Raw genomic sequence first — 19,144 nt, 5'->3', positions numbered from 1 at the left:
CCCTCTTGAGCCCCCGCCGATGCCCCTCCGAACCGATCGCCGAAGCTTCCTTCAGACCGCCGCGCTGGCCGGCGCCGGCTACTGGGCCGCCGGGCCGCTTAGGGCTCAGGAGTCTTCATCGCCCAACGAGCAGGTGCAGTTCGCATGTATCGGCGTCGGCGGCAAGGGCGACTCGGACTCGAACGACGCGAAACGCTTCGGTCGGGTCGTGGGGATTTGCGATATCGACGCCCGCACCCTCACCAAGGCCGGCGGCGAGCGGTTCGCCGAGGCCAAGCGGTACGCCGACTTTCGGGCGATGCTCGACGAGCTGGGCGACAAGATCGACGCGGTCACCGTCAGCACACCGGACCACACCCACGCGGTCGCCGCCGCGGCGGCGATGCGGCTCGGCAAGCACTGCTTCTGCCAGAAGCCGCTCACGCACTCCATCTGGGAGGCCCGCCGGCTGGCCGAGCTCGCCAAGGAGCACGGCGTCGCGACCCAGATGGGCAACCAGGGGGCGTCGCTCAACGCGGCCCGCAAGTCCGCCGCCGTGATCCAGTCGGGCGCGCTCGGCAAGATCAGCCAGGTGCACGCGTGGACCGACCGCTGCGGCGGCTGGTGGCCGCAGGGGATCGACCGGCCGGCCGGCGCCGCCGTCCCGGGGCACGTCAGCTGGGACCTGTTTGTCGGGCCCGCGCCCGGCCGCCCCTACGCGTCGATCTACCACCCGTTCAAGTGGCGCGGCTGGTGGGACTTCGGCACCGGCGCCCTGGGCGACATGGCCTGCCACGTGCTCAACATGCCGTTCTACGCGCTCGGCCTGCGCGACCCGATCGCCGTGCAGGCGACCACCTCCGGGCACAACCGCGACAGCTACCCCAACTGGTCGGTGATCGATTTCGAGTTCCCCTCCAACGAGTCCCGCGACGCCCTCAAGCTCACCTGGTACGACGGCGGCAAACGCCCCGACGCGTCGCTGGTCGGCAAGGAGGAGCTCGCCGGCAACGGAGTGATCATCATCGGCGAGAAGGGCACGCTCTACTCGCCCGACGCGTACGGCAGCTCGTTCGAGCTGATCGGCGACCTCGCCGAGCCCGAGGTGGAGTTCGAACGCTCCCCAGGCCACTTCGACGAGTTCATCCGCGCCATCCGTGGAGGCGCCCCGGCGGTGTCCAACTTTGTCGACTCCGGCGGTCCGCTCACCGAAACGGTGCTGCTCGGCAACCTGGCCGTGTGGGCCGCCGACGAGGCCGAAACGCCCGGCCGCCGCGTCGAGTGGGATGCGCAGGCGATGACGCCGGTCGGCGCCCCCGAGCTCGCCAAAATCGTCCGCCCCGAGTTCCACCACGGGTACGACCTGTAGCCGCTGAGTTGTCCGGTCACCCGCTGGGGCCCTTCAGCCGCTCGGGCGACCAGACCACCACGTCCAACCTCTCGGCGTAGTGCAAGTAGGTTGGCGGCCCATCGCAGCTCAGCCCGTGCGGCGCCGCCATCGTGTTGAGGGCGAACTCCGCTTCGGCCGGCTGCAGCGGCCACGGCGGGTGGTGCACCTCGGTGCAGGTCAGCCCGCCGGACGGCAGCGGCGCGTACAGGCAGTACCGCTCGGTCAGCCAGTGCTCCACCGTGCCCGGTTCTGACTCCCGCGGCGGCGCGGTCGGGCGGTACTCGGCGGCGAAGCACGCCTGGCAGTCGTCCCGTTCGGAAAGGTAGGTGACCCCGTCTGTCGTGCGGCGGGTATCGATCCGTGCGTGGTGGTACGGCAGGTGGAACCACCGCCGCGCGGCCCACACCGCCAGGCGGTTGGTCGCGTCCAGGCTGAGGAACCACACGCCCGGCTTGCCGCCCCGGGTCACGTACGTGCGGACGTTCAGCTCGGGGAATGCCGACACGCCGGGCAGGTCCGGCAGCGGGCGGCGGCTGACGCCCTCCATGCGGAACGGCACCACGCCGAGCCACGCGGCGCCGTCCCACGTGTCGAGCTCCAGCCCCGGCGGCAGCAGCGGCGCGACCAGCCCGGGCTCCAGCGGCCAGTGGGCGAACAGCAGCTCCAACCAGCTCTGCCGCCACGACCAGCGCCGCGTGGGGACCGGCCACGGGCGGTGGTCCTGCCGTTCGAATGCCGGATGGGTTCCAGGGGAGTCGATGCCAGCATCCTGTGGTGGTTGGCGGCCGGGTTGGGCCGGGATTCCCGATACCAGAAAAATTCAGAAACTCATCTTACCTAGTGGGGAGGTTGTCGATAACATTGCTCCAGCTAACCCACTTTGGCGGCCGCCTTCGATTCGTTGGTCGGAATGTTCGGCGCCTTTCGCTTAACGCTCTGAACTGCCTCTAAGCAGTCACCGCATCCCGCAAACCGTTTCCCCAACGGCTGCCGGTACGGACCGAGCCCTCCCTTTCTCAGGAGCCCCCTGATGACGACTGCGCTAGCGGAGTATCGCCGCATCCAGCACAACGGCCAGGCCCACTACGGCCAGCACCTGATCGCCACCTGCCTCGGCTGCAGCGACGACATCCTCTCCGTCGAGCGGATGTCCAAGTTCCTGCAGGTCATGGCCGACGACATCGACATGGTCCGCTACGGCGACCCCATCGTCGCCCGCTTCGGCGGCGGCATCGAGACCGGCATCTCCGGCGTGCAGCTGATCGAGACCTCCGCCATTGTGATCCACACGAACGACGCCCACCGCGACATGTACCTGGACGTCTTTAGCTGTAAAGAATTTGAAGAAGCGACCGTCAGGCGAGTCTTGGACGACTTCCTTTCCCCTTCCTCAGTGACCTGCGAGGTGTTCTACCGCAAATGAGAATCTATCCCCGCTCCCTGCCTGTGATCCCGGACGAGCCCCAGGCAGAGGACTTCCGCGTCATCGACGTGGACGACCACCGTGGTCAGGGCGTAGAGGTGCTGCGCGGCTACCGCGCCGGCGAGCTGCTGTTCCGCATGAACGGCGTGCTGCGCGACTACGTGACCCAGTTCACCCTGCAGGTCGGACCCAACCAGCACCTCGACGACCCCTACGTGGCCGGCAAGGTGCTGCACAGCTGCGACCCCAACTGCCGGCTCGACCCGTCGACACGCCGCTACCTCGCGGTGCGCGACATCGAGCCGGGCGAGCTGCTCACCATGGACTACGACCTCACCGAGGACTACCTGTTCAAGGCGTTCGAGTGTCGGTGCGGCGCGGACCGCTGTCGTGGCTACGTGGCCGGACGGCTGGCCGAGGTCCCGGCGACCGCTGGCGTCTAACACCCCTGAGCTGCAATTCCCCACAGAGTCACTGAGAGCACAGAGCAAGCCAGCACCGGGCGCCGCCCGACGCTGTGCTCTCTGTCCTCGGTGACTCTGTGGTTTTGTACGGTTGGTTTTGTCCAAGAACACGCGCGGCGCGGACAAAACTCAGCGCGTGCCTGCCCCGCAACGGCTGACTTACGCTTGGATTGCAGCCCCAGCGGGTTGTTTTGCACGCCGCTCCGGCAGAGTTTTGTCCCTTTCTGCGCTATCGATCCTTAGGGACAAAAGTCGCCGCCCATCTCGGGCTGGGGATGCTGCAACTCTTTTTCTGCTAGTGGTTTGCGATGACTGGCCCGCCTGACGCCGAACGACTATTGTCCACCTGTTGCGACAAAAGGGGACAAAACTCTTCGCCACTCACCGCTGCGGCGTTCTGGCCGGCGCGTACCGCGGGCGCAGATAGCGGCGGCTGAACTCTCAATTAGAAGCGGTCGGGTGGCCGGTTTCTACAAAGAAATCGGGCGAACCCACTGCCGCCTGTTCGCCGCGTGAACCGTGCGATCATCGCCTGGACGGCCGCCGGCCCACCGTCGGCAAGACAACCGCCACAGCCAGCATTAGGACCGCCCCTGGTTCGGGTGCGGTGGTCGACCTAGGCGAATCCCGATCGGTGGAGATCGTGCCGTAGCTCTCTCGCCACACGAGGTAATCCGCGGCGTCGTAGCCGCCGGACTCGTTGTCCCGCCACACGGTGTAGTCGGCCGCGTCGACAACGCCATCGGTGTTGAAGTCGCCTGGGATCTCGCCGACCGGCGGGTGGAACGCCCCGGAGCCGAAGCTGACCCCGACGGCGTCGCACCACACGGAGATCGCGTTCCAGCCGTCGATCGTCTGGCCCGCGGGCAGGTCGATCACCAGCGGCGGCTGCGTGCCGTCGAACTCCGAGCCGAGCAGCTGCGGGCCGATCTCCAGCCCGGCCGTAAAGTCGGCGGTCGTGTCCGCGGCGCCCAGGTAGAGGTAGACGCTGATGCCGCCGCCGTCGTACGTGAAGTGGTTGACCTGCAGGGTGTCCTCGTCCACCACCAGCACGGTGCCCGACACGTCGTGCGCCACGGTGCTCAGGTTGGCCAGCCAGCCAGGTCCGGGCTGCCCCTGGGCGGCCGGCGCCAGCAGCAGAGCGGCGCAGGAGGAGCCGACAAGTGTGAGCAAAAGGTTGCGGCGTTGCATGGTCGCCCCGTCGGTGCGAGTGGGTAGCACTACGGCCCATTGTAGCAGAGCCGTGAACCGACGGCGCAGGGCGGTTGATTCCCTTCCCCACGAGGGGGAGGGGACGAGGGGTCACCCCCAGGCCAGTTGGTGGCGGCCGCCGGCGAAGGTGAGGTCGACCGGCTCGGGGTCGACGGTGCAGATGGGGTTCGCCCGGACCGCGTCGACCAGGTCCTCGGTGACGTAGATCGTGCCCAGGTGCAGCGAGTTCGGGATGAACATCCAGCCGGCGTCGCCGTAGCGGTCGCGGATCTTCGTGACGAGCTCTTCTTCGTCGGCCAGGGTGGCGGGGATCTTGGCCCGCTCCATGTCGCCGGTGGTGTAGACGTTGATGAAGGTCTTGCTCTCGTCGATCGCGTCCCGCAGGCGGCGGGTGATGAAGTCCGCCAGGCCCACGCCGATGGCGTTGCCCTTGGACGCCTCGACCAGCCCGAGCGCGGCGATGATCTTGATCCTTGGCCGGTCCAGGTCCTCGCCGCCGCGGACGCCGCGGTAGCCGATCACGTTGGTGTCCATGCCGGTGCCGCTGTAGGTCTTGCCGATCTCGTCGACGATCAGCACGCCGATGTCGTCGACCGGCAGGCTCGGGAAGTACGTGCGGTGCTTCTCCAGCAGCTTTGGCTCGGTGGCGAGGATCTCATCGCCCGGCACGGCGTGGATCTCGGCCGTCCGGTCGAAGCCGTCCTCCAACAGCGCCAGGCCGGCCCAGATCTTGCCGCTATCGACCAGCTTCTGGCCCATCTCCAGCAGCATGTGCTTCATGTCGAACGAGTGCGCGGTGTGGAACGTCTGGGCCGATTTGATCTTGCCCATGCCGATCACCATCATCTTGGTCAGCCCGCTCTGCACCGGGCCGCTGAAGCAGGTGTGCAGCTTGACGCGGTTGAGCACCAGCACGCCGTCCGACTCGTAGCAGTGGCGGTCCATCCAGACGTCGCCGGTGCTCACCTCGCTCACCTTCACGCACTCCATGCTGGAGCGGATCGGCATGCCCATCGCCTGCTCGGTCATGCCGAGCGACTCCACCATCGCCTGCTGCCCCTCGGCGGTGGCGCCGTTGTGCGAGCCCATCGCCGGCACAATGAACGGGCTGGCGCCGTGGGCGCGGAGCCACTCGCCCGCCGCCCGGGTGATAGCGGCGATGTTGTCGATGCCGCGGCTGCCGGCCGTGATGGCCACCTCGCCCTGCGGCACGGCGTGCCCGGCGGCCAGCATCGCGTCGAGCTGCTGGTGGACCTCGGCGGCCGGGTCGGCCAGCGGGCAGGAGGCGAGCTGTTGATGAACCTTGTAGAGCTTCATGGCGTCAATTTGTTGAACTAGATGGTTCCCGAGTTATGGACTCTTGTGTGGCAGCGATACTCTGCCTGTCGGCGAACACGAAGAAGGCGGACGCTACTCCGGCGTGGCTCGCCAGCCACGTGTAGTAGCCCGCGCCGTAAGACTCATAGCCGCCGGTGAGAATAGGAAAGACTGCACCGCCGATCACTCCCAAGAACAAGACTCCTGTGACAAAGTTGGGGGCCGCAGACTTGTTGGTAGGAGATGAGGTTCCTGCCGCAATCAACGGGCTAATAAGCACGATCAGGTTGTTGACCCACAGCGGCCAGGCGATGACGACACACCAGAACATCGGCAGGTTCCATCTGCTTTCGAGTGCAGGTCCGTGGCTGCCGTAGACAGGCATCGCGAGGCTGACCAAGAAAGCGACCCACGACACGAGCAGAATCCCTTTCGCCAGACATCCTGTCGCCTCGCTCGGTGGTCGGCCACCTTCAGCTGCCATGTGTACTATCGGACCTGGGTCTGCAGCGGGAGTGGACGGTATCTGCTCGCCGCCGGGACTATAGAAAACGAGTCCCACGGGGTAGACTTATCTGCTTGCTTTCCATAGTACCAACCGCCCGGGCGGGTGTCTGTCGCCCTCCCGCGCAGCCGAGACTCACGATCGCGCGAGCCCGACCGATGACCCAGACCGCCACGCCCGACCGCACCGCCGAACTCGAGACCCTGCTCGCCGAGCGGATCCTCCTCCTGGACGGCGCCACCGGCACCCAGACCCAGGCCCTGGGCATCACCGAGGAGCAGGTGCGGGGCGAGCGGTTTGCCGATCACCACAAGGAGCTGAAGAACTTCGGCGACCTGATGTGCCTGACCCGGCCGGACGCGGTCGAGGAGATCCACCGGCGGTACCTGGCGGCGGGGTCCGACATCGTCGAGACCAACACCTTCGGCGCCAGCCCGATCGGCATGGCCGACTTCGAGTTTGGCGACCAGGCCGAGGGGCTCTGCCGCGAGATCAACACGGCCGCCATCCAGATCGCCAAGCAGATCTGCGGCGAGTTCACCGACAAGAACCCGGCTAAGCCGCGGTTCGTGGCCGGGTCGATCGGCCCGACCTCCAAGCAGATGGCCATCAGCACCAAGGTGGACGACCCCGCCTGGCGCGACGTGACGTTTGGCGAGATGGTCGACAGCTACTACGTGCAGGTCGCCGCCATGGTCGAGGCCGGCGTCGACATCCTGCTGGCCGAGACCGTCATCGACACGCTCAACCTCAAGGCGTGCCTGTTCGCGATGGACAACTACTTCCGCGACTCGGGCGCGCGGGTGCCGGTGATGATCAGCGGCACCTTCGACAAGGGCGGCGGCACGTTCGTCTCGGGCCAGTCGGTCGAGGCGTTCTGGAACTCCATCGCGCACTTCCCGGCGTTCTCGGTCGGGATGAACTGCGCGCTCGGCCCGGACATCATGCGGCCGCACCTGGAGGAGCTGCAGCGGGTGGCTACCGCGCCGATCAGCTGCCACCCCAACGCCGGCCTGCCCAACGAGATGGGCCAGTTCGACCTCGGCCCGGCCGCCATGGCCAAGATGGTGGGCGACTTCGCCGAGGAGGGCTGGGTGAACATCGTGGGCGGCTGCTGCGGCACCGGGCCGGACCACATCGCCGCGATCGCCGAGCGCGTCTCGAAGCTCAGGCCGCACAACCGCACCACGGTCGCGCCGCGGCTCCGCCTGGCCGGCACGCAGCCGATGGAGCTGCGCCCCGAGAGCAACTTCCTGATGATCGGCGAGCGCACCAACGTCACCGGCAGCAAGAAGTTCGCGCGGCTGATCAAGACCGAGAACTACGAGGAGGCGATCGAGGTCGCCCGCCAGCAGGTCGAGAACGGCGCCAATGTGATCGACGTCAACATGGACGAGGGCCTCCTGGACAGCGAGGCCGAGATACAGCGCTTCCTCCGGCTGATCGCCGGCGAGAGCGACATCGCCAAGGTCCCCGTGATGATCGACAGCAGCAAGTGGAGCGTGCTGGAGGCCGGCCTGCAGGTGGTGCAGGGCAAGGCGATCGTGAACTCCATCAGCCTGAAGGACGGCGAGGAGGAGTTCCTCCGCCGCGCGGGCCTGTGCCGCCAGTACGGGGCCGCCGCGGTGGTGATGGCCTTCGACGAGGAGGGCCAGGCCGCCGAGGCCGACGAGAAGGTGCGCATCTGTAAGCGGGCGTACGAGTTGCTGACCCGGCCCGTAGCGGAGGGCGGCGCCGGCTTCCCGGCCGAGGACATCATCTTCGACCCCAACATCCTCACCGTGGCGACCGGCATCGAGGAGCACAACCCGTACGCGGTGAACTTCATCGAGGCGACCCGCCGCATCAAGCAGGAGTGCCCCGGCGCGCGGGTCAGCGGCGGCGTGTCGAACATCTCGTTCAGCTTCCGCGGAAACGACCACGTCCGCGAGGCGATGCACAGCGTGTTTCTGTACCACGCTATTCAAGCCGGTCTGGACATGGGCATCGTCAACGCCGGCCAGCTGGTCGTGTACGACGAGATCGACCCGGAGCTGAAGGAGCTGGTGGAGGACGTGATCCTCAACCGCAACCCAGAGGCGACCGAGAAGCTCATCGACTTCGCCGAGCAGTTCAAGGGGCAGGGCGGCAAGCAGGCCGTGCAGGACGACGCCTGGCGTGAAGCCACGGTCGAAGAGCGGCTGCAGCACGCGCTGGTCAAGGGCATCGTCAAGCACATCGAAGAAGACACCGAGGAGGCCCGGCAGAAGTACCCGAAGTGCCTGGACATCATCGAGGGCCCGCTGATGGACGGCATGAGCACCGTCGGCGACCTGTTCGGCGCCGGCAAGATGTTTCTGCCGCAGGTGGTCAAGAGCGCCCGCGTGATGAAGAAGGCCGTGGCCTACCTGTTCCCGTTCATGGAGGCCGAGAAGGAGGCCGCCGGCACGGCCGGCACGTCCCGCGGCAAGGTGCTGATGGCCACCGTCAAGGGCGACGTGCACGACATCGGCAAGAACATCGTCGGGGTGGTGCTGGGCTGCAACAGTTTTGATGTTGTCGACCTCGGCGTGATGTGCCCGGCGGAGGAGATCCTGGAGGAGGCCGCCAAGGAGGGCGTGGACATCATCGGCCTGTCGGGCCTGATCACGCCCAGCCTGGACGAGATGGTGCACTTCGCCAAGGAGATGGAGCGGCTCGAACTCAACACGCCGCTGCTGATCGGCGGCGCCACGACCAGCGCCAAGCACACGGCCGTGAAGATTGCGCCGCACTACTCCGGCAGCGTGACGCACGTGCTGGACGCGTCGCGCAGCGTCGGCGTGGTGGAGAAGCTGCTCAACAAGGACAACCGCGCCGCGTTCGAGGAGGAGAACCGCCGGCTGCAGGCCGACCTGCAGGCCAGCTACAAGAAGCGATCGACCGCCAACCTGGTGTCCTACCAGCACGCGGTGGAGCACCGCTTCGGCACCGACTGGTCGGAGGTCGACATCCCGGAGCCGTCGTTCGTGGGCGTGAAGCGGCTGGAGGACTTCCCGCTGGAGAAGCTCCGCGAGTACATCGACTGGTCGCCGTTCTTCATGACCTGGGAGATGAAGGGCAAGTACCCCAAGATCTTCGACGACCCCAACCTGGGCGTCGAGGCCCGCAAGCTGTTCGACGACGCCCAGCGGCTGCTGGACCAGGTCATCAGCGAGAAGCTGTTCACGGCTAAGGGCGTGTACGGGTTCTTCCCGGCCAACTCCATCGGCGACGACATCGTCGTGTTCACCGACCAGGACGGCGCCGGCGAGCGCTGCCGCTTCCACACGCTGCGGCAGCAGTGGGAACGCAAGGGGCAGAAGGACTTCCGGGCGCTGGCGGACTACATCGCGCCGGTCGACTCCGGCCGGCTGGACCACATCGGCGCGTTCGCGGTGACCGCCGGCCTGGGCTGCGACGAGCTGGCCGCCCGCTTCAACCAGGACCACGACGACTACAACAGCATCATGGCCAAGGCGCTGGCCGACCGCCTGGCCGAGGCGTTCGCCGAGTGCCTGCACGCCCAGGCGCGGGCCGACTGGGGCTACGGCGAGCAGGAGGGCCTCAGCAACGAGGACCTGATTGCCGAGCGGTACCGCGGCATCCGCCCCGCGCCCGGCTACCCCGCGCAGCCGGACCACACCGAGAAACGCACGCTGTTCGATCTGCTCGACGCGGAGGCCGCCACCGGCATCACGCTTACCGAGCACTACGCCATGCACCCCGCGGCCAGCGTCAGCGGTCTGTACTTCGCGCACCCGGAGGCCCGCTACTTCGCCGTCGACCGCGTGACCAAGGACCAGGTGGAAGACTACGCCCGGCGGAAGGGCATGTCGGTCGCGGAGGTCGAGCGGTGGCTGAGCCCGAATCTGGGGTACGAGGTGTAAGCGGACCAGACGTGTAGGGTGCGTGCAATGCACCTGAACGCCGCGCTGTTGAGTTGGTGCATTGCATGCCCCCTACTGGCTCCTAGTCATTGCACAGTGCAACGACTCGGCCCGGACGCCTGCTGCGGCGTCGGGTGTTGCACGCGATCGCTTGCCTATGCCGCGTTTTGCAGCGAGGGCGGTTGCCGTTCCACGGCGTCACACCGCGATGCGCCCTCGGATTAGGACAAATCGTTGAACCGGGGGGATCAAGCTCCTAGGGTAGGGCCGAAGAACGAGTTCCCTACCGAAGTCTCCCCCAGGCGACAACGCATGTCTTTCCTAACCCGTGTGGCCGCCTTGACGGCGGTCGTTTCGCTGTTGGTGTCGAGCCTGTGTCTTGCCGAGCCCCTGCGGGTCGACATCAACAGCCAGAACCGCTCGGACATGCGGAGCACGGGGTGCGAGAACTGGCGCCCAACCAGCGACGAGCTGAGCCGGGCGTTTGGCGATATCAGGGTCACGCTGGCGGCGCCGGCCGCGGGTCAGGGCGTTGACTTGGTCGGCGCCAAGAGCCTGGTAGTCGACGGCTTGACCCTCGGCGCGGACGGCGCCCGGGTGCTGGGCGGCGGCGAGCCGGCGGTCTTGGAAGTGAAGATCGAGGGCCTGTCCGCGGGCAGTCACACGTTTGCCGGCTACCACCACGCGCCCAGCGGTGAGCCGGGCGAGTTCCGCGTGTCGGTGGCGGGGCAGGGGGCGGAGTCGCGGGTCGTGCCCACGACCAAGGCCACGCACGACGACGAACTCGCGGCGTCGTTCATTCGGTTCGAGGCCGCCGCGGGCAGCCCCGTGGTGATCCGCGTCACGGCGACCGAGGGCGACCGCGCGCTGCTGAACGGTTTCGAGCTGGACGCGCCCGACCCGACCAGGTCGGCCCGAGTCCCGACGCCGGCGCACCTGGAACGCCACGCCGTCGGCGACAACGGCGTGGTGCGGCTCTCGTGGCGGCCGGCGGACTCGGCCGTGGAGCACCACGTCTACTTGACCAAGGGCGCCAGCGCCGCCGAGGCGATCGCGGCGCTCGACGGCGCTGACACCGACTCGGAGTCCTACCTGGCCCACACCACCGGCGATGCTTGCACCGCGCCGATCAAGCGGAACGATTCGCTGGTCCACTACGCGTGGCGGGTCGACTCGATTGACTCCGACGGCCAGGTGACCACGGGCACGCCGTGGGTGTTCCGCGTCCGCCACCTGGCGTTCCCCACCGCCGAAGGCTGGGGCCGGTTTGCGATCGGCGGCCGCGGCGGCCGCGTGCTGCACGTCACGAACCTGAACGACACGGGCCCCGGGTCGCTCCGCGCAGCGGTCGAGGCGACCGGCCCTCGCACCGTGGTGTTTGACGTGTCGGGCCTAATCACGCTCGAGTCGCGTCTCACTTTCAGCGACGAGAACGAGTTCCTCACCGTGGCGGGCCAGACGGCGCCCGGCAAGGGGGTCTGCCTGCGCGGCCAGACGTTTGGCGGCAGCGGCGGGAACGACACCATCGTGCGGTTCGTACGGATGCGGATGGGCGACAAGCACGGCGGCCGCGACGGCATGGGGCTGGCCGCCAGCGACCACTGCATCGTGGACCACTGCTCGATCTCGTGGACCATCGACGAGGCGTTCAGCTCGCGGCAGGCCAAGAACATCACGCTGCAGCGGACGCTGATCTCCGAGGCGCTCAACCCGACCGGGCACGGCTACGCGGGCTCCATCAGCGGCGACGTCGGCAGCTTCCACCACAACCTGCTGGCCCACAACTGGGGACGCAACTGGTCGATCGCCAGCGGGCTGAACCAGGCGAACCGGCACGCGGGCAGGCTCGATATCCGCAATATGGTGGTCTACAACTTTGGCCGCCGCACCACCGACGGCGGCGGCGCCCAGGTGAACTTCGTGGGCAACTACTACAAGCCGGGGCCGGCCACGGAGATCTTCACCTACCTCAACCCGCAGTTCGAGCACCCCGCCTTCGGCCCGCAACAGTACTACGTCGAGGGGAACGTGATGGAGGGCGTGTCGGGGCCGGAGGGGCCGCTGCCGCCGTTCAAGGGTGTTGACCCCCGCGGCGAGCAGGACGCGCCGGTCACGGTGCCGGAGCCGTTCTTCCCTTCTTACGTGCAGACGCACACCGCCGAGGAGGCCTACGAGAACGTGCTGGCCGACGTCGGCTGCAACGTGCCGATGCTCGACGACCACGACAATCGCGTCATCCGCGAGACGCGCGAGGGGACCTTCACCTACACCGGCCGCCTGGGCAAGCCGGGCATCCCCGACAGCCAGGAAGACGTCGGCGGCTGGGAGGACTACCCGGAGACCCACCGCGCCGCGGACTGGGACGCCGACGCCGACGGCATGCCCGGCGCTTGGGAGGCCAAGCACGGCCTGGACCCCAACGACCCGGCCGACGGCGCGGTCGACTCCGATGGCGATGGCTACACCAACCTCGAGCGCTACCTCAACTGGCTGGCGGCCGGCAATACGCTTGCGCCGTAGAGGACACTACCGAGTAGGCACGTCCTCACGACCGACTTGCGGTTGGCGCGGGGAGTGCGGATCGCCGAGCCCGCCGGGGCTTCACCAATTCTTAATACATGGCACGCGCCGCTTCTATTGATCGGCGACGACGGCTGGTGTTCTAATCCCGGTGATCCTTACGCAGCTTCCTTGGGACGCTGCATCGAAGTGTCGGCGGCTCCCGTGAGGGGACCGAGGCTCATCCCCTACGCGCGCTGTCGAAGCCGCGACGCGCTGTTCGCTTCCCGGAACCGCAGCCCGCGCGGATTAACGTCGCGCGGCAGTCGTTGTCGCCGGGCTAGCGCCGCTGGCGCGGTTTGCTGACTCTTCGCAACCCACTCGCCCCGCACCCACTTGGTAGTCGCGATGCGCAACCCCGCTCGCTTCGGCGCCCGCCGCCGCGCTCTTCGGTTTGAGTTCCTGGAAGACCGCAAGCTGCTGGCGGTTGTGCCCGACGGGTTCACGGAGACCGCCGTCGCCACCGGGCTGACCAGCCCGATCACGATGGACATCGAGGCCGACGGGCGGATCTGGCTGGCGTACCAGGACGGGCGGATCGAGGTGATCGAGAACGACCAGCTGCTGCCGACCCCCGCCTTTCAGCTCGACGCCGACGGCTCCGGCGAGCGTGGCCTGCAGGGGATCGAGCTCGACCCCAACTTCGAGTCCAACCACTACCTGTACGTCTACTACACGGCCGCCTCGCCCGAGAGCCACAACCGGCTGAGCCGCCTGACGGTCGATCCGCTCACCGAGAACACCATCGTCCCGGGCAGCGAGGTGGTGCTGCTCGACCTGCCGTTCTTCTCGACGTTCCCCCAGAACCAGGACCCCATCTGGCACATGGGCGGGGCGATCCACTTCCTGCAGGACGGGACGATCGCGGTGCAGGTGGGCGACCACCTCAACAACAGTCAGGTGCAGGACCTCGACGAGCCGCTCGGCAAGGTGCTGCGCGTCAACCCCGACGGCACGCCCGCGGGGGACAACCCCTACTACAACGCGGCCGACGGAATCGGCTGGCGAGACTACGTCTGGTCCTCCGGGCTGCGGAACCCTTTCAGCGGCGACGTCGACCCCGCCACCGGTCGGTACTTCATCAACGACGTCGGTCAGGGCGCGTGGGAAGAGATCAACGACGCCACGCTGCCGGGCGCCAATTTCGGCTGGCCGACCACCGAGGGCGGTTTCGACCCGGGCGCCTTCCCGCAGTTCGACCAGCCATTCCACGCGTACAGCCACGCAGAGGACGTGGCCATCACCGGCGGCGCGTTCTACAGCCCGCAGATCGACCAGTTCCCCGTGGAGTACCAGGGCAAGTACTTCTACTCTCAGTTCGGGGCCGGCGCGATCAAGGTGATCGACCCGGACAACCCGGCCGACAACCAGACCTTCCTGACCAGCGCGGCGTTCCCGATGAATATCGAGTTCGCGGCGGATGGTTCGATGTACTACATCGCCCGCGGCGCCGGGGCGGGCGGCGCGCCCGGCATCGGGACCGGCCAGGTGCTCAAGGTGCAGTACGCGGCGTCGATCCCGCCGCAGATCGTGCAGCAGCCGGCGGACCTGCTCCGGTCGGTGGGCTACAGCGCCGCGTTCACGGCGAGTGCAGCCGGATCGACCCCGCTCTCCTACCAGTGGCAACGCGACTCGGGCGAGGGCTTCGCCGATATCCCGGGCGCGACCGGCGCCGAGCTGGCGCTCGCGTCTGTTGCGCTGGAGGACAGCGGCGCGTTGTTCCGCGTGGTCGTGACTAACGAGTTCGGAACGGCTACCAGCGACGCCGCGCTGCTAGAGGTCACCACCGACACGCCGCCGGTGCCGATGATCGAGCTACCGCTGGAAGGCGCTGTCTACCGGGCGGGCGATGTGATCACCTTCTCGGGCTCGGCGGCCGACGCGCAGGACGGCGAGCTGCCGCCCGCCCAGCTGACGTGGCAGGTCGACTTCCACCACGACGATCACCTGCACCCGTTCCTGCCGCCAACCTCGGGGCTGACCGGCGCCCAGTTCACCGTGCCCGTCAACAGCGAGACCGCCGCCAACGTGTGGTTCCGGATCCACCTTACCGCGACCGACTCGGCGGGCCTGACCACCGAGACCTCGCGCGACGTGTACCCGGTGGTCAGCGAGTTCACGCCCACCGCGAACGTCGACGGGGTGTCCATCGAGGTCGACGGCCAGCCCAAGGTGACGCCCATCAACATTCCTGGCGTGGTCAACGTCAACCGCACGCTCGGCGCCCCGGCGTTCGCCACCACGGGCGAGGGGCTGGTCTACTTCGACCAGTGGCTCGACGGCGAGGCCGAGCGGCAGCGCGTCATCGCGACGCCGGAGGACGACACCGCCTACGTCGCGCTCTACCGGACCTACGAGTTTGGCGAGCCGGTCTACGCCAGCGACCTGCCGCTGGCCGAAACGCCGAGCAACGGCTGGGGGCCCATCGAGCTGGACACCAGCAACGGCGAGGACGTTGGCGGGGACGGCAACCCGATAACGCTCAACGGGCAGGTCTACGCGAAGGGGCTGGGGGTGCACGCCTACTCCGAGGTGGCCTACGACCTGAACGGCGCCTTCCAGCGGTTTGTTTCCGACATCGGCGTCGACGACGAAAACGCCCCCAACGGGAGCGTCGTGTTCAGCGTGCTGGCCGACGGCCAGCAGGTGTTCACCAGCGGCTTGATGACCAACCAGTCGGAAACCCAGACGGTCGACCTGGACGTGAGCGGCGTGACGCGTCTGACGCTCATCGTCGAGGACGGCGGCAACGGCAACGGGTCGGACCACGCCGACTGGGCCGACGCGCGGTTCTTCAGCGTCGCCGCCACGCCGGTGGTGAGCGTCAACTTCCAGCTGGACGGCGTCCCGACCCCGGTGGGTTACCTGGCGGACGCCGGCGAAGTCTACGCCGACCGCGGCAACGGGTGGTCCTACGGCTGGCAGTCCGACCACACCGACGTGAGCCGCGATCGCGACGTCAACGCCGACCAGCGGCTGGATACGCTGCTCCACTTCCACGACGGCCAGGACTGGGAGATCGAGCTCCCCAACGGCGACTACCTGGTGACCGCGTCGATCGGCGACGCCGGGTTCCCAAGCGACCACACGCTCAACGTGGAGGGCGTCAACTACTGGACGCAGCAGCCACTCGCCGCCAACGAGTTCCTCTTCCAGTCGCAGGTTGTCACCGTGGCCGACGGCCGGCTGACCCTGGACAGCGGGCCCGCGCCCGACAAGGCGACCCGCATCAACTACCTGGAGATCAAGGCGGTGGAGGGGGGCGGGCAGCTGCTGCCGTTCGCCGCCGCGGACGTCGACCTCGACGGCCATCTAAACCTGGACGACGTGCTCGCCTTTGCGGCGGGCTGGGGGCTTGATGGATCCGCGCTGAGTCTGGAACAGCGAGTCGGGCAGGGCGACCTCGACTTCGACGGCGACACCGACAACGCGGACTGGGACCTTCTGGACGCCCGCTGGATCGCCGAAGGCAACGCGCCGCTGAGCCTTGCCGCGGTGCTGAACCCGATAGCGGGCGACTACAGCCGCGACGGCGTGGTCGACCCGGCGGACCATCAAGTGTGGCGGGCGTCGTACGGTTCGACCACCAGTCTCGCCGCCGACGGCAACGGCGACGGCAGGGTCGACGCGGCGGACTACACCGTGTGGCGCGACAATCTGGGCGCCTCGATCCCCTCCGCCCCAACTCAGGGAAGTGTTGAAGCGGCCGTCGAGCCGAGCCCGGTCCTGCTGGCTCTGACGGACCCCGCCCAGCCCGCGGCGTCGCGCGACGATAACGGCTCAACCTTGCCAGAACTACAGCCAGCCGTCAGTCGGTTCGACCCGTTTCTTGAGTTCGACCGACCACAGCGTCAGAGCGAATCGGCCGGCGAGGGTCTCGACCGGGCCGCCAGCCTCGACGCGGCTTACGGCGAACTCTCGCAGGACGAAACCGATGCCAGCGGCCTGCAGCTTCGCCCGGTGAGCGGCGTTGGCAGGCCGTTGTCGGCGTGGCGGTACAAATAGCTCAATCGACCCTTGGCGGGTCTGCTGCGCAGGTCAGTCGACCCAGTGCAGCACGTCCCGGGCGATGCACCAGCGGGGGCCGGTCTCGCGGGCGCCCTTGCCGAGGATCCACTTGTCGTAGAGCTGCTGGATGGTGCCGTCGGCCTGCTTGAGGCGGATCCAGCTGTTGAGGAACTCGCCCCACTCGGCGTCGCCCCGGGGGATGGCCCAGGCGAGCTGGCCCCGCACCTGGGGCGTGGGGATCGCGACGTCGAATCTTGGGTACAGGATCGTGTGGGCGTAGCCCCCCTCGGCGCTCATCACGATGCCGTCGAACGCGCCATCCTGGTCCTCGAAGAAATCGCGCGGCGACTCGACCACCGTGAGCTCGGCGCCCGGCAGCCTGCCACGCACGCTCTCGGCGACCCGCCGGCCGAGGATCGCCAAGCGAGCTGGCTGGGCGTTGGCGATGCCTTCCCAGGTCTCGAACTCGTCCCGCCGGTGATCCTCCACCACCACCGAGGCGGTGGCGGTCATGTAGGGAAGCGTGAACGAGCCGGTCGCGAGCCGCTTGGCATTGAGCAGCAGCCCGCCGATCGCCACGTCGATCTCGCCCTGCTGCAGCTGCTGGCTGCGGGTGCCGTACGCCCAGGGCACAAACTCCAAGCCGACGCCCAGCTCTTCGGCCAACGCGTGCATCAACGCCACGTCGAGCCCGACGAGCTGCTCGTCCTGATTGAAGAACGAGAACGGCGCCATGTTGGGGTGGTGCCCGACGCGGATCACGCCCGTTTCGAGCACCCGCGCTAGCCGCGGCGGGGTCGGGCCGGCCGGGGCAGTGTCCTCGGACGTCTGTGGGCGTTCGCTCAGCACCGCAGCGGTAACGCCAGAGGAGATCCGCATGTTAGTGAGCGTCTGCTGGGCCAGGTCGGCGTCGCCGATCAGCCTGCCGAAGCCGAGCCGCGCCAGCGGCACCGTGACCAGCAGCACGCCGCACACGGCCGCGAGCGAGACCATGCCCCGCCGCAGGCTGAACCGCAGGTTTCCGGTGGCGGCGCAGGTGGCGATCAGCGTGAACGTGAACAGGTTCATCACCGCCAGCAGCGTGGCGAACCAGCCGTTCACCACGCCGGTCACGACGTACAGCTGGTACATGTCTGACGGGATCCGCATCTGGTCGAGCAGGAACGGCAACGCCAGGTCCACGCCGCCGAACAGCGAGAGGATGCCCATCACCGAGAACATCGGGTAGTCCGAGGCCGCGACGTCGTTGCCGGTGTACCAGCCGGCGAACAGCACAAACGACAGCGTCAGCAGCTTGCCTAGGTTGGGGAAGTTGAACGAGATCGGGATCAGCACCTCGATGAAGTTGTCGGTGTCGGCGGTCCGCATCCCGCGCTCCTGGAACAGCAGCTTGCCCTGCTCGACCAGCAGCGGCAGCACGACGAACAGGTTGCCGGTCGCGAAGCCGGTAATCAGAGCCGCCCGCGCCGCCCGCAGCACCTCGCCGTACCGCAGCGGGGTCAGCACAGTCACGATGGCCGGCATCACGACGAACGTCAGCACCAGCGTCATCAGCACGAAGCTGCCCATGAACACCTGCAGCCGCCCGAACTCCTGCACGGTCATCGTGCCGGCGGCGCTGGCGGCGATGGCGAACAGGCCGTATGGCGCCAGCCGGATCACCATCACCGCGACCTTGGTCAGCGTGGTGGTCAGCACGTCCAGCATGTCCAGCAGGCCGCGTTTGCGGTCGCGCTCGACCGAGATCAACGCCACCCCGGTCACGACGCTGAACACCGCCACCGCGGGCACCACTGTTTGTGCCATCGCGCGGAATGGGTTGACCGGGATGTACAGCCCGACGAAGTCGAACTCCTTGACGTTGGTCAGGCTGGGGCTGAAGAAGGTCCCGGCCTCGATCCCCGGGAACGCCAGCGGCGTGAGGAACACAAAAAATAGCGCCAGCAGCCAGGACGCCAGCAGCACCACGCCGGCCGTCACCGCCAGACGCTTCGCCTTCGCCGCGTCGAGCGAGCCGATGCCGCCGATCAGCGACGCCACCATGTACGGCAGGATCGCCATCTGCAGCAGGCCGATGTAGACCCGCCCGATCAGACCCAACCAGGCGCAGCCCTCACCGAAGAACAGCCCACACAGCACGCCGGCCACCAGGCCGACCACGATCTTGGCGGAGAGGTTCAGACGAACAATCTTCTTGAGTCGGGGCATTTCGCAGAGGGAGGTTCATGGCGCGCCTGAATCAAAAAGGGGAGGTGTCGCTGGCGGCTCAGCCGGCGTTGGCCACAAGTCTTCGATGTCGAGCATCAAGCGTGGCGGCGGGGGCAGGCCGCAAGGGTGGGAAGACCCGATTGTCGCGTATCGACGCGGGTTTGTCAGCAGCGGCCGGACACGGGCAATCTG

Annotated in this window: 11 protein-coding genes; 6 read left to right on the top strand and 5 right to left on the bottom strand. The window is 67.8% G+C overall.

The genetic code is table 11. The features are described from left to right. Positions 1-19: 19 nt before the first annotated feature. Complete coding sequence (locus tag KOR34_RS18945) at positions 20-1,348, top strand: Gfo/Idh/MocA family protein (RefSeq protein ID WP_146567091.1); 1,329 nt, start codon at positions 20-22, stop codon at positions 1,346-1,348. 16 nt (positions 1,349-1,364) lie between these two features. Here the strand turns inward: KOR34_RS18945 and KOR34_RS18940 are convergent, their stop codons facing one another. Next, the gene (locus KOR34_RS18940) at positions 1,365-2,036 is read right to left on the bottom strand and encodes a YqjF family protein (protein ID WP_197531581.1); all 672 of its coding nucleotides are present in this window, start codon (positions 2,034-2,036) and stop codon (positions 1,365-1,367) included. Positions 2,037-2,399: 363 nt separating this feature from the next. On the opposite strand from KOR34_RS18940, the gene KOR34_RS18935 reads away from it, so the two are divergent. Together KOR34_RS18935 and KOR34_RS18930 are read left to right on the top strand one after the other, a co-directional pair. Further along, positions 2,400-2,792 carry an S-adenosylmethionine decarboxylase gene (locus KOR34_RS18935; RefSeq protein ID WP_146567087.1) on the top strand — a complete coding sequence of 131 codons (393 nt, stop codon included), beginning with the start codon at positions 2,400-2,402 and terminating at the stop codon, positions 2,790-2,792. 23 nt (positions 2,793-2,815) lie between these two features. Then, positions 2,816-3,235 carry an SET domain-containing protein-lysine N-methyltransferase gene (locus tag KOR34_RS18930; RefSeq protein ID WP_228714697.1) on the top strand — a complete coding sequence of 140 codons (420 nt, stop codon included), beginning with the start codon at positions 2,816-2,818 and terminating at the stop codon, positions 3,233-3,235. A 546-nt stretch (positions 3,236-3,781) separates the two neighbouring features. Here the strand turns inward: KOR34_RS18930 and KOR34_RS18925 are convergent. From KOR34_RS18925 to KOR34_RS18915, 3 genes are all read right to left on the bottom strand, one after another. After that, positions 3,782-4,447, bottom strand: a complete 666-nt coding sequence (locus KOR34_RS18925) for a DM13 domain-containing protein (RefSeq protein ID WP_146567083.1) — start codon at positions 4,445-4,447, stop codon at positions 3,782-3,784. 111 nt (positions 4,448-4,558) lie between these two features. Continuing rightward, the gene (locus KOR34_RS18920) at positions 4,559-5,785 is read right to left on the bottom strand and encodes a lactate racemase domain-containing protein (RefSeq protein ID WP_146567081.1); all 1,227 of its coding nucleotides are present in this window, start codon (positions 5,783-5,785) and stop codon (positions 4,559-4,561) included. A gap of 4 nt (positions 5,786-5,789) precedes the next feature. After that, complete coding sequence (locus KOR34_RS18915) at positions 5,790-6,269, bottom strand: hypothetical protein (RefSeq protein ID WP_146567079.1); 480 nt, start codon at positions 6,267-6,269, stop codon at positions 5,790-5,792. A 179-nt stretch (positions 6,270-6,448) separates the two neighbouring features. Between KOR34_RS18915 and metH the strand changes: the two genes are divergently transcribed. From metH to KOR34_RS18900, 3 genes are all read left to right on the top strand, one after another. Further along, positions 6,449-10,177 carry a methionine synthase gene (metH, locus tag KOR34_RS18910; protein WP_146567077.1) on the top strand — a complete coding sequence of 1,243 codons (3,729 nt, stop codon included), beginning with the start codon at positions 6,449-6,451 and terminating at the stop codon, positions 10,175-10,177. A 312-nt stretch (positions 10,178-10,489) separates the two neighbouring features. Next, on the top strand, positions 10,490-12,697 hold the full coding sequence (locus KOR34_RS18905; RefSeq protein ID WP_146567076.1) for a pectate lyase family protein: 2,208 nt from the start codon (positions 10,490-10,492) through the stop codon (positions 12,695-12,697). A gap of 387 nt (positions 12,698-13,084) precedes the next feature. Further along, on the top strand, positions 13,085-16,741 hold the full coding sequence (locus KOR34_RS18900) for an NPCBM/NEW2 domain-containing protein (protein ID WP_146567074.1): 3,657 nt from the start codon (positions 13,085-13,087) through the stop codon (positions 16,739-16,741). A gap of 33 nt (positions 16,742-16,774) precedes the next feature. Here KOR34_RS18900 and KOR34_RS18895 read toward each other — a convergent pair whose 3' ends face one another. After that, positions 16,775-18,952, bottom strand: coding sequence for a cation:dicarboxylate symporter family transporter (locus tag KOR34_RS18895; RefSeq protein WP_146567072.1), 2,178 nt, complete (start codon positions 18,950-18,952; stop codon positions 16,775-16,777). Positions 18,953-19,144 lie beyond the last annotated feature (192 nt).

This window comes from Posidoniimonas corsicana (assembly GCF_007859765.1).
Taxonomy (GTDB): Bacteria; Planctomycetota; Planctomycetia; order Pirellulales; family Lacipirellulaceae; genus Posidoniimonas; species Posidoniimonas corsicana.
Note: the sequence above shows the minus strand (reverse complement) of the source record. Positions and strands in the feature narration are given on the sequence as shown.

Coding starts and splice junctions, on each gene's coding strand:
- KOR34_RS18945 (WP_146567091.1), top strand. CDS start 20: ATGCCCCTCCGAACCGATCGCCGAAGCTTCCTTCAGACCGCCGCGCTG.
- KOR34_RS18935 (WP_146567087.1), top strand. CDS start 2,400: ATGACGACTGCGCTAGCGGAGTATCGCCGCATCCAGCACAACGGCCAG.
- KOR34_RS18925 (WP_146567083.1), bottom strand. CDS start 4,447: ATGCAACGCCGCAACCTTTTGCTCACACTTGTCGGCTCCTCCTGCGCC.
- KOR34_RS18920 (WP_146567081.1), bottom strand. CDS start 5,785: ATGAAGCTCTACAAGGTTCATCAACAGCTCGCCTCCTGCCCGCTGGCC.
- KOR34_RS18915 (WP_146567079.1), bottom strand. CDS start 6,269: ATGGCAGCTGAAGGTGGCCGACCACCGAGCGAGGCGACAGGATGTCTG.
- metH (WP_146567077.1), top strand. CDS start 6,449: ATGACCCAGACCGCCACGCCCGACCGCACCGCCGAACTCGAGACCCTG.
- KOR34_RS18905 (WP_146567076.1), top strand. CDS start 10,490: ATGTCTTTCCTAACCCGTGTGGCCGCCTTGACGGCGGTCGTTTCGCTG.
- KOR34_RS18900 (WP_146567074.1), top strand. CDS start 13,085: ATGCGCAACCCCGCTCGCTTCGGCGCCCGCCGCCGCGCTCTTCGGTTT.
- KOR34_RS18895 (WP_146567072.1), bottom strand. CDS start 18,952: ATGCCCCGACTCAAGAAGATTGTTCGTCTGAACCTCTCCGCCAAGATC.